Raw genomic sequence first — 13,071 nt, 5'->3', positions numbered from 1 at the left:
GAGGCTCCACCATCTCCCCGCTCACGGGACCACCACCGACGAGGCAGCATCCAGCCAGCCATTGCGCCTATTCAGCTCCAGCGCGCGCTCCAGAGACGCGTTCCACGCATCCCACTCCTTCGTCTGACGCGGCACCCAGTCGTCCGCGATGACAGCCTCGATACGACGCACCTCATGCATCCGAAACCAATCCCCCGACTCAGGCGTCGACAGCGCGCACACCACGTCCTGGCTCTTCAGCCCATGCGCCTCACGGAACGCGACCGCGTGATAGCGATTACCCAACACCAGGAACACCGGCAGTGCAGGGCGGAAGAGGTAACCGAGATCCGCCGGTCGCGGGTGATGCGCCAGCGCGGACTGAGCCAACGCCAGGAAGTGCTCGCCCGCCTCACGCAGATCAGCCGCCGCCTCGAACTCCGCATCGTTGCTGTCCCCCTCAGCAGTACGCTCCGACTTCGCGATCGCGCTCTGGAACTCCGCGAGCGCGGAAGCCAGATCACTCGACACCACGGGGGCCCCGGGGGTGGACTCCGGATAGACGTTCTCGACCATCAGATCTCTCCTGCTTCTCGTAGGTACTGCTCGGCTTCGGTGACACGTTGGAACGCCGCGGCGCTGCCTCCGTTGTCCGGGTGTGTTCGGCGCTGCGCAGCGCGAATCGTCTCGCGCGCGGTGACGTTGTCTGCGGGGCGCTCGTCTTCCCATGCGGCGTGCCAGAGGATCTGCCAAGCCGAGTCGTTCGTCATGCTCGGCGGGCCTTCGAGGGCGAGGAAGCCGCGGTACTGCTCCCCGCCGGTCGTCACGCCGTACCGGTCGACCTTGCGGAGCGCCTCGAGGGCGAGGGCGATCGCGCGCACGTTGTCCATCCAGTGCTCGAACGTGTCGCACGGGTAGCTGAGGGCGCCGTGCTTCGAGTCGAGAGTGAGAATCACGCCGGGATGCTCGGCCTTCGCGGTCGCACGTGGGCGACCGTCAAGGCGGAAGTGCTGCGGCGGGATCGCGACCTGCAGGCGGACGTTCTTTCCACCGAGCATCCGAGTCTCACGGTCGAGGAGCTCGAGCGTCTGCGTCCAGGTGGACGCGAAGTCCGAACGGCGGCGAACAACCGTGAGAGTGCCGGGCCACTCACCGATCGGATCGACGGTGAGCTCGTCAGGCCAGGCGCTCACGATCGTTCGTCCTTCGTGAGCCGACGAGCAAGTACAAGCGCCGAGGAGCGAACGCCCCTCCCCTGGTGTGCGTCGTGCTCGGCTTGGCTGAGCTCGGCGAGCGCGAAGGTGCGCACGCCGATCAGGACCGGATTCGTCGGGTGTGTGCGGGCGAGGACGTCGCGTGCTGCCTGCACGAGCTGCAGGTCAGTTGGCTCGCTCATGACTCCCTCGCCATCTCCACGACCAGGCGCTCGACGTCAGAGAGGGTGTATCCCCACGCCTCGATGCGCTCGAAGTACTCCGCGACGAACGGCGACTTCGTGCGCCACGTGTTGCGGCTCGTCGTCGACTCGATACCCGCCAGCGCGACAGCGACGAGCACCTGCGTCGCCTTGTTCGGTGCCGTCGTGACGAGAGAGCCGAGCAGGTCCTGACCGCCGTGCTTGCGCTCGATGCTCATCAGCCTGTGCGCCAGGTCGTTGCCCGTGGCCATGCCCGCCTCGAGCGAGCGGTGCATGCGAGTGGAAGCGATCGCCACGAACTGCAGCGCGTCGGTCGGGAACTTCGTGCGGCCCAGGAACTCCGACAGCCAGGCGCGGCGCACCGTCTCCGCCGAGTCCCAAGCCTTGTTGTTGGCGATGACTGTGCGGCGCTCCTCCAGCTGCTCATCGTTCATCGGCCCCTTCGTTGCCGCGGCCGCCCCCGAGTTCGTCTTGAACCCCTCAGGCACTGGCACGGGCAGGAAGTACTCGACGTTGGCGGCTTCCCTCCCGCGGTACACGACCACGTGCACCGCGACACCGGGCACGCCGACCAGGTGCTCTGCAGAGACCCGTCCGCCGTCCTCCCGCGACACCTGGTAGGTCTCCAGCCACGAGGAGCTCGAGTAGGACGGGCGATCGTCCAGGATCTCGAACCCCTGCTCGCGGAGCTTCTCCTGTGCCGCCGCATGGATCTGCCGTCGGGCTCGCTCGTCGCGCTGGCGCTGCAGCTCGTGCTCGAACTGTCCAGGCGTCCGCGAGACGACGTCGGTCAGGGTCGCGAGCACCTCGGCGTCATCCTCGAACTCGACGAGCGCGGCCGCCTGCTCGAGCGTGAGCTGGTGCTCATCCGTGATCCGCGACGCGGCATCCGAGTGAGCCACCGCGAGCGCCGTCTTGACTGTCTCCCTCTTCGCGCCGGTTCGCTTCACGATCATGTGAAGCTTCAACCCGGCGAGCTCGAGCTGCTTGTACGACTCGACGCGCTCTCCCGTCGTGAGCTCCTCGCGCTGGTCGTTCTCCACGAGCTGCAGCACAATGCGTTCCGTGAGCTCGTCGTCCGCCTCGACGGTGTAGACCGGAATCGTCTGTAAGCCCGCCTCGCGAGCCGCGAGGGTGCGCCGCTGTCCGGCCCGCACCACGAGCACCCCATCGCGACGATGAGCGAGCACCGGGGTGATGACGCCGTTCTCCTTGATGCTGCGGATGAAGTCGGGAGTGAGCGGCGCCGACTGGCGCACGTTCTCCTCGATCACCAGGTCGGCGGGAGCTACGTGCTCGAGCGTTCCCGGAGGGGTTGTCGTCGGTGTCATTGGTCATGTCCTTTCGGTGGGCCGGCTACGCGGCTTGAGTGGTCTTGCTTGCTGAGTTGGTCAGTTCGCCGCGGATGCGGACGACAGTGCGGGGCGTGCACTGCAACTGGTCGGCGATGCGCTGGGCGCTCCATTCGCGGTCCGTGAGGATGCGCACGCACTCCCGTCGCTCGGACGACGAGAGACGCACCGAGTCCCCCGCGAGCGCGAGGGTGATGACCGCATGGTCGACGGCGTCGTCGTCTGCCTCTGCCACGGGTGGTTCCGGGTCGGTATCGATGTCGTCCCAGGCCATGGGTGGAAGCCAGCGGCGAGCGGCAGCGTAGTTGAGAGCACGGGTACGGGCGGTCTTGTCGTGCCAGAGCTCGGCCGGCGGGGCCACGTTCCACAGCTGCTCGTACAGGTCAGCGATCGCCTTGTGCCGGCGCACCGTGATCGAAGCGCGGCCGAGGCTCGTGATGAAGTTCGTCGGCGTCTCGCCCAGCTGCTTCCCGAGCTTCGAGAGCGTCCAGCCACGAGCCACCAGCGCCTGCACGCGGCGGCGAGCGCCGAGCGACGACATGGATGCACCACCCGCGAGCGCGGAAGCGTCAGCCGTGACTGCGAGGATCGCCTCGGCTGTCTCTCGCTTGACGTGCTTCAACATCTCGCCCTTGCGGGGCCCTGGGTCCTGGCGACCGAAGATGATGTTGCGAACCGGAGTGATGCCGAGCCCCGCGAGCTCGGCCACACGCTTGTAGCCGACGCCGAGCTCGGAGAGCGCGAGCATGTGCTCACGAACCGGCTCGACGTCGACGAGGCCCGTGTCGAACCGGCCATACGCTTTCGCCTTGCGGCGCCTCTGCTCAGCACGCGCACGGCCCTCGCGGCACGGAGTGCACCGACATTTGTGGAAGACGTAGCAGGTGCCCGTCTCGGCGTGCTTGTGATCCTGCGGGCAGACGGTCGCACCCTCCCGCTTCGGTGGCAGCGGCTCGTTGTCGAAGTCACCCCTCACCCACGCCTGCTGATAGTGCTTCCTGCACAGGCGACGACCGACGACCGGAGCCGCACAATCTCGCCTCGAGCACTGCGACTTGCCGCTCATGACTGCACCGCCCCGGAGACCTCAGCACGCAGATGCGCAACCACGGCCAGCTCGACATGCACCCACTCAGCGATTTCTGCATCTGTGCACCCGGTCGGCAGCATGTTGCGGATGTTCGCCGCCTCGAGTTCGGTGACCACGAACACAGAGGTGCGCTCGATGGGCTTGACCAGAGACAGAGCCGTCTTCGCCCCGACCACGACCACGTCAGCGATCGACACAGAGCGGTCATCAGCGATGGATGCGAGCTGTCCCCAGGAGTCCTCCGAGAACGTCACCGAACGGCTAGAAGGTGGTCGTGAAGTCGCTGTCTTCGAAGGCATCAGCTGGCCCTTCCAGGTGCGAGTTGTCTTTCCCTGCGCGGCGGAGCAGCTCCCATTGGCGGTTCTTCGAGCGAGCAGTGCCGCAATGCCTGCAGTCGTACTCGGCCCCAGCGGGGTGACGATGGCAGAAGGGCTCCGGTGGGAGCCTCACGCTCTCGCGCTCGCCTCCCCCGCTCGCGCTCCCGAACTCGACCCGCACACTCTCCCTCTCCCCTAAGCCACGATTCGCGACACGATTCGCGAAAGAATTCGCGAACGGGGGCTCCGGGTAGGTCGATGGGTTGCGGCGGTCGACCGTGCCCAGCAGATCCGGGGCGATCTGGAACAGCGACCGGCCGTCCTCGTCCGCCCACAACAGCAGGAACCCGGACTCGGCGAGGTGCAACATGACCTCCTCGATCCGATCCGGCGACACGACGTCGTCGTCCGACAACATCTCCCGCTGCATCCGGCGCGGCAGCACCTCCCCCCGTCCGTGATCGTCCGCCCACGCCATCAACGCGGTCGCGAAGAACCGCATCCCCATCGGCACCGCCGTCACCCGCGGATCGCGGAAGAATGACGGCTTCACCGTCCTCTGCCTCCGCATCTGCATATGCCTGCGTTCCCTTCAAGATCAAGTCGATAGCGCGGTCAATCTGCCGAGCGGAGACGCGAACGCACTCCGACCAGCCATGACCGCGAGGCATGTGCTCCCACGCGTCGAGGTTGTCGCGGAACGCCGGCTCGAAGACGCGCCGCAGCTCGGCGAGCGCCGACACCTCCCACGACGCCGGCGTACGGCGGAACGCGAAGAGGATGCGGGCGCCGTGCTCCACGAGCTCACGGATACGCGAGCCGCTCGGCACCGCACGGCCCACCTTCAGCACGCCCGACTCCGGCCACCACGCCACGTACGTCGTGCGGAGATCCGGCGCGCTCATCCGAGCACCGCCTTGATCTCCGTGCTCAGCTCAGGAGCCGGCTTCAGACGCTGATTGACGATGCGGACCACGACAGCCCGGTCGGAGCAGTCCTTCCAGTCCTCAAGCTTCAGCCCCTTGTCCGTGGTCTTCGCGTACGGGCACTCGCGAAGATCGATCTTCAACTCCTCGCGCGTCACCAGGCACGAACGCGAGTGAAGGACGTAGATGACCTCTTCACCCGACACCATGCGAGCGATGTGCAGCGCCTCGTGGCGCTCGGCGCCCACGATGATCTCGATCGCGTCCTGCGGAACCAGGTCAGACATGCTGCACCCGACCCACCGCGGCAAGGCCAGCGATCGCCAGACGCACGTACGCATCACGCACGGGGCCCGTCCACTCGGCGTCGTGCTGGTCGCGATTCAGGTACGTGGAGCGATTCTCGTCGTACATGGCGCGAGCCGCGCGTTCGATCTGCTCGGCCGACGCCGGCAGTGCCTCCACGCCATCCTCCGCGAACGCACCCGTTGCACGGACCGCGCTCGCCTGTCCGTTCAGCCAGGCGATCGCTTCCCACACCGTGTCGAGCTCGGTGTCGCCGAGGTGCCAAGCGGCAAGCTCCAGCGCGTCGGCCGCGACCTCGTGATCAGTCTTCTGGTCGCTCATGCGGCGAGCTCCCACCTCTCGTACTCAGCGCGGCCGTAGACGGCGTGCATCATGGCGATCGCCGTGGCATCCGTGATCCGGATGCGCTCCACCCCGTCGAGGCGGAACCACGCGCCGAGCGGCTCGTAGAAGACCGGCACGGCATTGCATTTGCCCTGCTCCTGCACCCAACGGCGGACCTTCCACCCACGGGCGAGCGAGACCGACTGCCGGTCGCGTTCGGCGCGGCCGTTGCAGTCGTTGCAGAGCGTCAGTCCCTCTTCGCAGGTCGGGTGGATCTTCGACCCACCCGAGCCAACGGCCGCGCGATGCTGGAACGTCAGCAGGGTCCGGCGACCGCACGCAGCACACTGGTTGCCATCGCGGAAGTAGACCTCCGTGCGCACCTCGTCCGTCGGCGCGATCACTTGCCCGCCGCCTTCGCCTGCGCGTTGCGGTCGACCGACTCTGCCTTGAGGATCCGCTTCCACGCATCCTGCTGGAGCGCGAGCTCCTCCGCGGAGGGGAACCCGTTTTTCGGCCGGGCCTGCTTCGCCAGCGCTTGGATCTCGTCACGCGTGAAGAACACCGCCACCTGGTCCGTGGCCACGCGCTGCTCAGCTGACTTGCTCATGCCGTCAGTCCGATCTGCCGAGGCTGAAATGCTCGCTCCATGACCTCATCGCGAGAGCGCCCGAAGACGGCCTCCGACGAGGAGAGGCGGACCACCCACACCCCGGGCCGAAACTGGGCGGGCTCGCCCAGTGGCGTCGTGTGCAGGGGGCCACTCTCAGCGAGTGCGACCCGCAGAGCAGCGCGCGTGCGCAGCGTCTGGCGGACGTGCAGGGCGAGGACGAGGATCGCGAGGATGAATACGAGCTGCACGGCGCCGTGCGCTGGGGAGTCGACGTAGCTCATCGGGCCATCGCCTCCATCGAGTGCGCCTCGCGCCAAGCGATGTTCTGCACCCTGGCAATGCCGCACGGGCGGCACGCGATGGCCGTCCCCGATGGGTGGGCGGAGCACGACGGGCGCGGCTCGACCAGCGGCGAGCGCCTGACACTCGGTCCGGCGGGAGCATCGCGACGCATCGCATCGAGCACCCACACGAACGGGATTAACACCGCGAGCGCGAGAGCGCCTCCTGCGATGTTGCCGAGAACCGCCAAACGGGCAGAGCCTCGGCTATTCTTCTTCGAGAAGGACATTGGGTTGCCTTTCGTTCAGAGCCCTCGCGAGTACCAGCCGCGGGGGCTCACTTCTTTGTGAGCTAGACCTGCGCGCTAGCGGGCTGGGCGACGTCGGCCGGCGTCAGCAGCGCAGCGACGTCGACTCGCTTGAAGCGGCGATGCCCGGTCGGGAGCTTGGACGCCTCGAGGCGTCCGTCCTCGACGTAGCGGTCGAGGGTGCGGCGACTGATGTTCAGAGCATCCATCGCTTCGGCGGCGGTGAGGTATTCATCCGCGAGAACCTCTTGCGTTTTTTGCATGGTCGGGACGCTAGCACGGATCTACGCCAAGTAGTGCCATAAATTGCATACGCTTGCGCAGGCGGCATGGTTTGGCATACGGTGGCACACATGACGAACGTGGCAAGCATCTTCCCGGAACCGCAACCTATTGACGACGGCGCAAAGCCCGTCAACAAGCGCGTAGGAATGAACGTCAGCATCATCATGCGGATGCGCCGTATCACTCAGAAGCAGCTCGCCGTGGCCCTCGGGGTCACGCAGGGCTCCATGAGCCGACGCATCAACGGAACGACCGACTGGTCCCCGGACGACATGGAAAAAGCCGCCCACCTTCTGAGTGTGAAGGTGGCACGGCTTTTCGAAGAGCTCCCTGAGATGGACTCGAACCATCAACCTGCCGGTTAACAGCCGGCTGCTCTGCCAATTGAGCTATCAGGGATTGGCAACTCGAAGAGAATAGCAACACCTTCGACCGAATGCGAAATCGAGCGGCTGGCGTGTCGCGGGAGTCTCTCCGACCCCGCGTCGGGGCGGGACTCAGTAGCCTCGCACGGGGTCAGCGACGCCCACGAAACGCCCCGTCGACACGAAGGCGTCGACGTTCTGACGCACACGCTCCTGCAGCAGCGGCCGGACCATATCGGGGGTGTCTGCCGAGTGCGGCGTGATGATGAGGCGCGGCGCGGTCCACAGCGGGTGGCCGTCAGGCAGCGGTTCCGGCGACGTCACGTCGATCCCGGCCCCCGCGATCCACGACTCCTCGAGTGCCACCTGCAGAGCGGCCAGGTCGACGAGCGGCCCCCGCGCGATGTTGACGAGCACCGCCGATTCCTTCATGACTCGGAGGCGCGCTTCGTTGATGAGCCCCCGCGTCCCGTCTGTGGCCGCCGCGGCGAGGATGACCGCGTCGGCCTGTGGCAGGACCTCGTCGAAGCGATCCGCCGTGACCGTCCGCGTCGCACTCTCGACCGGCAGGTTGCGAGCTCGGACGATCGTCGTCGTCACGCGGAAGGGCTTCAGCAGGTCGAGGAGCTCGAGCGCGATGCCGCCCGCGCCGACGATCACCACGTGCTTGCCGTAGAGCGAGGTTCCCGTCTTCTTCTCCCACGTGCGAGCAGCGAGCCGCCGCGGGAACTCGCGCAGCAACGCCAGCGTCAGCGCCAGCGCGTGCTCGGCGACGGGCTCGGCGTACGCGCCCTTCGCGGAGGTGAAGAGCACACCACGCTCCGCATACGGCTTCAGCTTGGCAGCGAAGTTGTCGATGCCAGCGAAGGGCAACTGCACCCAGGTCACCTGCGGGTTGGCCTCGAGCGCGTCGATGAGCCCCTGGACCTTGGATGCCGACAGGTAGACGATCCCCCGCGTCTCGGGCCCGAGGTCGACAAGCCGCCCGTCGCCGGCGACGACGGCCTCCCTGAACGGCTCGGCGTGGCTCACAGGAAGCAGAGTGATGGCGCCGGACTCCGGTCTCGCATCGCCTTCCAGCAGCGTCGACTCCTCCGCCAGTCTCGCTTGGTGCTGAACCTGCCCGCTGCCTGCGCTCATCCGCTGCTACTCCTTCTCGTCGGCGTCGTCGGTGTGGAAGCGCGCGAACTCAGCGCGCTGGGAGACGAGCTGCTCGCGGGCGGAACGCTCAGCATCCGCGCCCAGCTGCTCGGGGTCTGGATCGCCGAACAGACCGTCCGCGACCAGATCCATGGCGGCGAGCGTCTCGCGTTCGACGAGGCCAGGCAGAGGCGTGAGCGCGTACTCCCGCGCCTCGCGCATCCGCTTCAAGTACGCGTGATGCGGGTCGGTGAGAACCTCGTCGATCGTGCCGCGAGCCAGCACGAAGCCGCGATCGAGGACAAGCACGTTCTTCGTGAGCCGCTCGATCGCGCGCAGGTCATGGCTCAGGAGGATCATCGTGCAGTTGCGAGCGACGTTGATGCGCTCCAGCAGGCTGAACAGCGCCGGCCTCGCGATGATGTCGACTCCCTGCGCCGGCTCGTCGACCACCAGCACGCTCGGCTCCACGATGAGCGCCTGCGCGAACGCCACACGCTGCCGCTGACCACGCGACAGCTCGAACGGGAACTTGCCCAGCATGCCCAGCTCGAGATCGACGGCGTCGATCAGCATCGCCGCCGCGCGCCCGAGACGCTTCCGATCGAACGTCCTGTCGCGGGACAGGATCGGCTCGGCGATGTTCTCGGCGACCGTCAGGTCGTTCCGGAGCTGGTCGCCGGAGTCCTGGGCCAGGTAGCCGATGTCGAGGTCGATGCGGCGGCGGTCGAGCCGCGACGGGTGGCGCAGGTCCATGCCGACCACCTCGAGCGTGCCGCCCGTGATGAACGGCCACTCCCCCTTGCCCGGCCTGCGGCGGCCGGAGAGGATGCGACCCAACGCCGACTTGCCTGACCCCGCCGTGCCGACGACGCCGAGGATCTCGCCAGGCTCGAGCTCGAACGAGATGCCGCTGACCGCCTCGTGCTTCCGATTCGACCCGTGCTCGATGTAGGAGATCGACAGGTCGTCGGCGACGACGGCCCGCTGATGATCTGCACTGGTTGCCATGCCTGGTCTCCCCTTTTGTTCTCCGAGCCCACCGGAACGCTGGCGAAGCGCGTCCTCCGCCGCTCCGGGCTCACCGTGCGAGCCTAGCCCTCGCGCAGCTCGCGCTTCTGATTCTCGATGGACACAAGCTGCTCGTTCAGGGCCCGGAACCGGTCCGGCTCCGTCCTGCCATCTGTCCGCTGCAGCGCTCCGAGCAGCTCAGCCTTCCTGCGCAGCAGGTCACGCTCGACCAGAGACGCGCTCAGCGAGCGAACGTAGAGGTCGATCTGCTCGTCCTTGTTTCCCGCCGGGATCGAGGCCATCGCCAACTCGGTGACGAGGGTCGTGAACGCCTGCGGCACCTCCTCGCCGATGCGGGTGATCCACTCCATCGACCCCAGAGAGTCGCGCGTCGCGACGATCCCGTCGCGCACCGTCGAGAGCGACGCGTTGGTGAAACCAGCCGCCATGACCTGCTGGAACCGCTCATCCGACAGACGCCTGGGGTGCTGCAGCACCGCCATGAGCGTGTCCCGCTCCAGACGCGTCACCGGGTCATTCGGCAGATCGCTCATCCGAACCGCGCGCACCGCACCGCCGCCGAAGTCGCTGGCGTCCGGCGGAAAGTCATAGCCCTCCCCATCCGGGAATGGCGGCTCCTCCTCGAACTGGCCGGGGGCTGGCCCACGCTGCGCCGGCACCCGGGACCGCTGGTCGGCCGCTCGAACCGGCGCACGGGTCTCCGCCTGTCGCCTGGGCGTGTTCTTGCTCGCCCCCCGCGCCGCCCGCACGGCCTGTTCGACCTGCACCAGATCGATGCCGAGCATCTTCGCAAGTCGTCGTGAGTACCCGGGGCGCATCGCTGGGTCGCGGATTCCCGCCACAACCGGCGCGGCCTGACGCAACGCAGCGACTCGCCCCTCAACCGTGTCGAGGTCGTGGCCGAGCAGCTGCTGGGCGATGACGAACTCGTACATCGGCGTCGGATGGTCGACGAGATCCCGCACAGCGGCGTCACCACGCGCGAGACGCAGGTCGCAGGGGTCGAGACCGTCGCGCGCCACCGCGACGAACGTCTGAGCCACGAAGCGCTGCTCCTCAGCGAACGCACGCATCGCAGCCTTCTTGCCCGCCTCATCCGGGTCGAACGTGAAGATCACCTGTCCACCGGCCGACTCATCATCCATGATCCGGCGCAGCACCTTGATGTGATCGACACCGAAGGACGTCCCGCAGGTCGCGACCGCAGTCGGCACCCCCGCGAGGTGCGCGGCCATGACGTCCGTGTATCCCTCGACGACGACGACCTTGTGCTGCTTCGCGATCTCGCGCTTCGCGACATCGAGCCCGTACAGCACCTGGGCCTTGTGGTAGATCGGCGACTCAGGCGTATTGAGGTACTTCGGCCCCTTGTCGTCGTCGTAGAGCTTGCGCGCGCCGAACCCGACGGTCTGTCCCGAAGTGTCCCGGATGGGCCACATAACGCGCCCGCGGAAGCGGTCGTAGCTGGACCCGCGCTCGTTGGTCGAGAGCAGGCCCGACTCCTTGAGCTCCGGCAGCGTGAAACCGAGCCCCGTCAGGTGCTTCGACAGCGAGTCCCAGCCTTGCGGGGCGTACCCGACACCGAACATCGCCGCCGCGTTCGGGTCGAACCCGCGACCCCCGAGGAACTCCCGGGCCGCCTCGGCACCCGGAGCCTGCAGCTGCTCGCGGTAGTAGGTCTCAGCCGCAGTGTGCGCCTGGAGGAGACGGAGCCGCTTCGAATGGTCCGGGGCGTGCCCGCCGTCCTCGTAGGTCAGCGCGTAGCCGAGCCGGCCGGCCAGGCGTTCCACGGCCTCCGAGAACGTGACGTGGTCGATCTTCTGCAGGAACGTGAAGACGTCGCCCGATTCGCCGCAGCCGAAGCAGTGGTAGTAGCCCAGCTGCGGGCGGACGTGGAAGCTCGGCGTGCGCTCGTCGTGGAACGGGCAGAGCCCCTTCTTGGAACCGATACCCGCGTTCTTGAGCGTGACGTGGTCACCCACGATCTCGGAGATGTCCGTGCGAGAGCGAACCTCCTCGATATCGCTCTTGCGGATCAGTGCCATGAAGCCACCCTAGACGGCACCTCCGACGCCGCAGCGAGCCGGTCGTGCCAGACGAGAGCGCCCTTGTCGGTCAGGTTGGCGACCTGGTCGACGACGACCCGCTTGCGCGCCGTGTCGTCGTCCGCGGCCCGAAAATCGGCCGCGAAGGCCGCATCGAGATGCTGGTCCCCGGTCTGCCAGAACATCTCGGCGAGCTCCACCAGGATCTTCCGCTGATGCTCGTAGATGGGGCGACGCGCATCCAGCGACATGACGAAGCCCGCGACGATGCCCTTCAGCAGCGCGATCTCAGCGCGGATCTCGCGCGGCACGACCAGCGAGGCGCGATACCGGATGAGCGACTCCCCCGGCTGCGCCGCCCACGTCGCCGCCGTCGCAGCCTTCGCGAACCGTCCGATGAGCTGCGATGTCAGGTTCTTGAGACCCGCCTGGGCCTGCCTCGAGGCGTCGTACTCGCGCATCCAGTACGGCTGCAGCTGCAGCCGCACGAACGCCTCGTCGAGCTCCTCTTCCGTGAACTTCGATCCGGACCAGTCGGAGGCGGCGAAGAGGATCGCCGGCCTGTTCGCGGGGTCATCGAGCTCCGGGAGCGACACGAACGACTCGACGATCGCATCCTCGAGGTCGTGGACCGAGTACGCGATGTCGTCGCTCAGATCCATGACCTGCGCCTCGATGCTCGTCTGCGACTCCGGAGCGCCTTGCCTCACCCAGTCGAAGACCGCACGGTCATCCGCGTACACGCCGAACTTGCCGGTGCCGCGTGCCGCGCCGACCTCGCGCGTCCACGGGTACTTGCAGCTGGCGTCGAGGCTCGCGCGCGTCAGGTTCAACCCGTAGTGCTGCCCGTCTGGGCCGAACACCTTGGGCTCGAGCCGCGCGACGATGCGCAGCGTCTGCGCATTGCCCTCGAAGCCGCCGATGTCCCGCGCCCACTCGTTGAGCGCCTTCTCCCCGTTGTGACCGAACGGCGGATGCCCCAGGTCGTGGGCGAGACAGGCGGTGTCGACGATGTCCGGGTCGAGCTCGAGCGTGCCGGCGATCTCCCGCCCCACCTGCGCGACCTCGAGCGAGTGGGTCAGCCGGTTCCGGGCGGCATCGATGCCAGCGGTCGGCGACAGCACCTGGGTCTTCGCGGCCAGCCGACGCAGCGCGCTCGAGTGGACGAGGCGCGCCCGGTCGCGGGCGAACGTCGACCGCCGACGGTTCTCGTGATGCTCGGGCAGGAACCGCTCCCGGTCGTGGTCGCCGTACGGGCTGCGGTCGATCGGCTCTGGAGGAAGCGACACCC

General features: G+C 67.5%; 18 protein-coding genes and 1 tRNA gene. 1 reads left to right on the top strand and 18 read right to left on the bottom strand.

All coding sequences use genetic code 11. The features are described 5' to 3' along the window. Positions 1 to 21 precede the first annotated feature (21 nt). The 13 genes from ACQFZP_RS03325 to ACQFZP_RS03265 form a co-directional block, all read right to left on the bottom strand. A complete protein-coding gene (locus ACQFZP_RS03325) occupies positions 22 to 555 on the bottom strand; it encodes a hypothetical protein (protein ID WP_211890307.1) in 534 nt (177 codons plus the stop codon). Continuing rightward, the gene (locus ACQFZP_RS03320; RefSeq protein ID WP_211890306.1) at positions 555 to 1,172 is read right to left on the bottom strand and encodes a hypothetical protein; all 618 of its coding nucleotides are present in this window, start codon (positions 1,170 to 1,172) and stop codon (positions 555 to 557) included. Before ACQFZP_RS03320 ends, ACQFZP_RS03325 begins: the two co-directional genes overlap by 1 nt. Next, a complete protein-coding gene (locus tag ACQFZP_RS03315) occupies positions 1,169 to 1,375 on the bottom strand; it encodes a hypothetical protein (RefSeq protein ID WP_211890305.1) in 207 nt (68 codons plus the stop codon). Before ACQFZP_RS03315 ends, ACQFZP_RS03320 begins: the two co-directional genes overlap by 4 nt. Continuing rightward, on the bottom strand, positions 1,372 to 2,727 hold the full coding sequence (locus tag ACQFZP_RS03310; protein WP_211890304.1) for a ParB/RepB/Spo0J family partition protein: 1,356 nt from the start codon (positions 2,725 to 2,727) through the stop codon (positions 1,372 to 1,374). The genes ACQFZP_RS03315 and ACQFZP_RS03310 overlap by 4 nt, the downstream gene beginning before the upstream one ends. 25 nt (positions 2,728 to 2,752) lie before the next feature. Then, a complete protein-coding gene (locus ACQFZP_RS03305; protein WP_211890303.1) occupies positions 2,753 to 3,814 on the bottom strand; it encodes a hypothetical protein in 1,062 nt (353 codons plus the stop codon). Further along, positions 3,811 to 4,092 carry a hypothetical protein gene (locus ACQFZP_RS03300; protein WP_211890302.1) on the bottom strand — a complete coding sequence of 94 codons (282 nt, stop codon included), beginning with the start codon at positions 4,090 to 4,092 and terminating at the stop codon, positions 3,811 to 3,813. The genes ACQFZP_RS03305 and ACQFZP_RS03300 overlap by 4 nt, the downstream gene beginning before the upstream one ends. 7 nt (positions 4,093 to 4,099) lie before the next feature. Continuing rightward, positions 4,100 to 4,708: a hypothetical protein gene (locus ACQFZP_RS03295; RefSeq protein ID WP_211890301.1), complete on the bottom strand. Its 609-nt coding sequence runs from the start codon at positions 4,706 to 4,708 to the stop codon at positions 4,100 to 4,102. A 348-nt stretch (positions 4,709 to 5,056) separates the two neighbouring features. Then, on the bottom strand, positions 5,057 to 5,368 hold the full coding sequence (locus ACQFZP_RS03290; protein ID WP_211890300.1) for a hypothetical protein: 312 nt from the start codon (positions 5,366 to 5,368) through the stop codon (positions 5,057 to 5,059). Continuing rightward, on the bottom strand, positions 5,361 to 5,708 hold the full coding sequence (locus ACQFZP_RS03285; RefSeq protein WP_211890299.1) for a hypothetical protein: 348 nt from the start codon (positions 5,706 to 5,708) through the stop codon (positions 5,361 to 5,363). Before ACQFZP_RS03285 ends, ACQFZP_RS03290 begins: the two co-directional genes overlap by 8 nt. After that, positions 5,705 to 6,115 (bottom strand): hypothetical protein, encoded by a 411-nt coding sequence (locus ACQFZP_RS03280; RefSeq protein WP_211890298.1) that lies wholly within the window; start codon positions 6,113 to 6,115, stop codon positions 5,705 to 5,707. The genes ACQFZP_RS03285 and ACQFZP_RS03280 overlap by 4 nt, the downstream gene beginning before the upstream one ends. Beyond that, positions 6,112 to 6,321, bottom strand: a complete 210-nt coding sequence (locus ACQFZP_RS03275; protein WP_211890297.1) for a hypothetical protein — start codon at positions 6,319 to 6,321, stop codon at positions 6,112 to 6,114. The genes ACQFZP_RS03280 and ACQFZP_RS03275 overlap by 4 nt, the downstream gene beginning before the upstream one ends. Further along, positions 6,318 to 6,605 (bottom strand): hypothetical protein, encoded by a 288-nt coding sequence (locus ACQFZP_RS03270; protein ID WP_211890296.1) that lies wholly within the window; start codon positions 6,603 to 6,605, stop codon positions 6,318 to 6,320. Before ACQFZP_RS03270 ends, ACQFZP_RS03275 begins: the two co-directional genes overlap by 4 nt. 352 nt (positions 6,606 to 6,957) lie before the next feature. Further along, positions 6,958 to 7,176 carry a helix-turn-helix domain-containing protein gene (locus ACQFZP_RS03265; RefSeq protein WP_211890295.1) on the bottom strand — a complete coding sequence of 73 codons (219 nt, stop codon included), beginning with the start codon at positions 7,174 to 7,176 and terminating at the stop codon, positions 6,958 to 6,960. A 66-nt stretch (positions 7,177 to 7,242) separates the two neighbouring features. Between ACQFZP_RS03265 and ACQFZP_RS03260 the strand changes: the two genes are divergently transcribed. Then, positions 7,243 to 7,563: a helix-turn-helix domain-containing protein gene (locus ACQFZP_RS03260; RefSeq protein WP_211890754.1), complete on the top strand. Its 321-nt coding sequence runs from the start codon at positions 7,243 to 7,245 to the stop codon at positions 7,561 to 7,563. Here ACQFZP_RS03260 and ACQFZP_RS03255 read toward each other — a convergent pair. The 5 genes from ACQFZP_RS03255 to ACQFZP_RS03235 form a co-directional block, all read right to left on the bottom strand. Next, positions 7,525 to 7,597, bottom strand: a tRNA-Asn gene (locus tag ACQFZP_RS03255). The two genes, ACQFZP_RS03260 and ACQFZP_RS03255, sit on opposite strands and share 39 nt — an antisense overlap. Before the next feature lie 98 nt (positions 7,598 to 7,695). After that, a complete protein-coding gene (locus ACQFZP_RS03250) occupies positions 7,696 to 8,703 on the bottom strand; it encodes an NAD(P)-dependent oxidoreductase (protein ID WP_211890294.1) in 1,008 nt (335 codons plus the stop codon). Between the two features lie 6 nt (positions 8,704 to 8,709). Beyond that, a complete protein-coding gene (locus ACQFZP_RS03245) occupies positions 8,710 to 9,714 on the bottom strand; it encodes an ATP-binding cassette domain-containing protein (RefSeq protein ID WP_104253421.1) in 1,005 nt (334 codons plus the stop codon). A gap of 83 nt (positions 9,715 to 9,797) precedes the next feature. Then, positions 9,798 to 11,780, bottom strand: a complete 1,983-nt coding sequence (gene dnaG, locus ACQFZP_RS03240) for a DNA primase (RefSeq protein WP_211890293.1) — start codon at positions 11,778 to 11,780, stop codon at positions 9,798 to 9,800. Next, positions 11,771 to 13,069: a deoxyguanosinetriphosphate triphosphohydrolase gene (locus ACQFZP_RS03235; RefSeq protein ID WP_258068163.1), complete on the bottom strand. Its 1,299-nt coding sequence runs from the start codon at positions 13,067 to 13,069 to the stop codon at positions 11,771 to 11,773. The genes dnaG and ACQFZP_RS03235 overlap by 10 nt, the downstream gene beginning before the upstream one ends. Between the last annotated feature and the right edge of the window lie 2 nt (positions 13,070 to 13,071).

The sequence above is a fragment of the Pseudoclavibacter sp. Marseille-Q434 genome (assembly GCF_050315415.1).
GTDB lineage: Bacteria > Actinomycetota > Actinomycetes > Actinomycetales > Microbacteriaceae > Pseudoclavibacter.
This window is presented reverse-complemented; position numbering and strand designations above follow the sequence as displayed.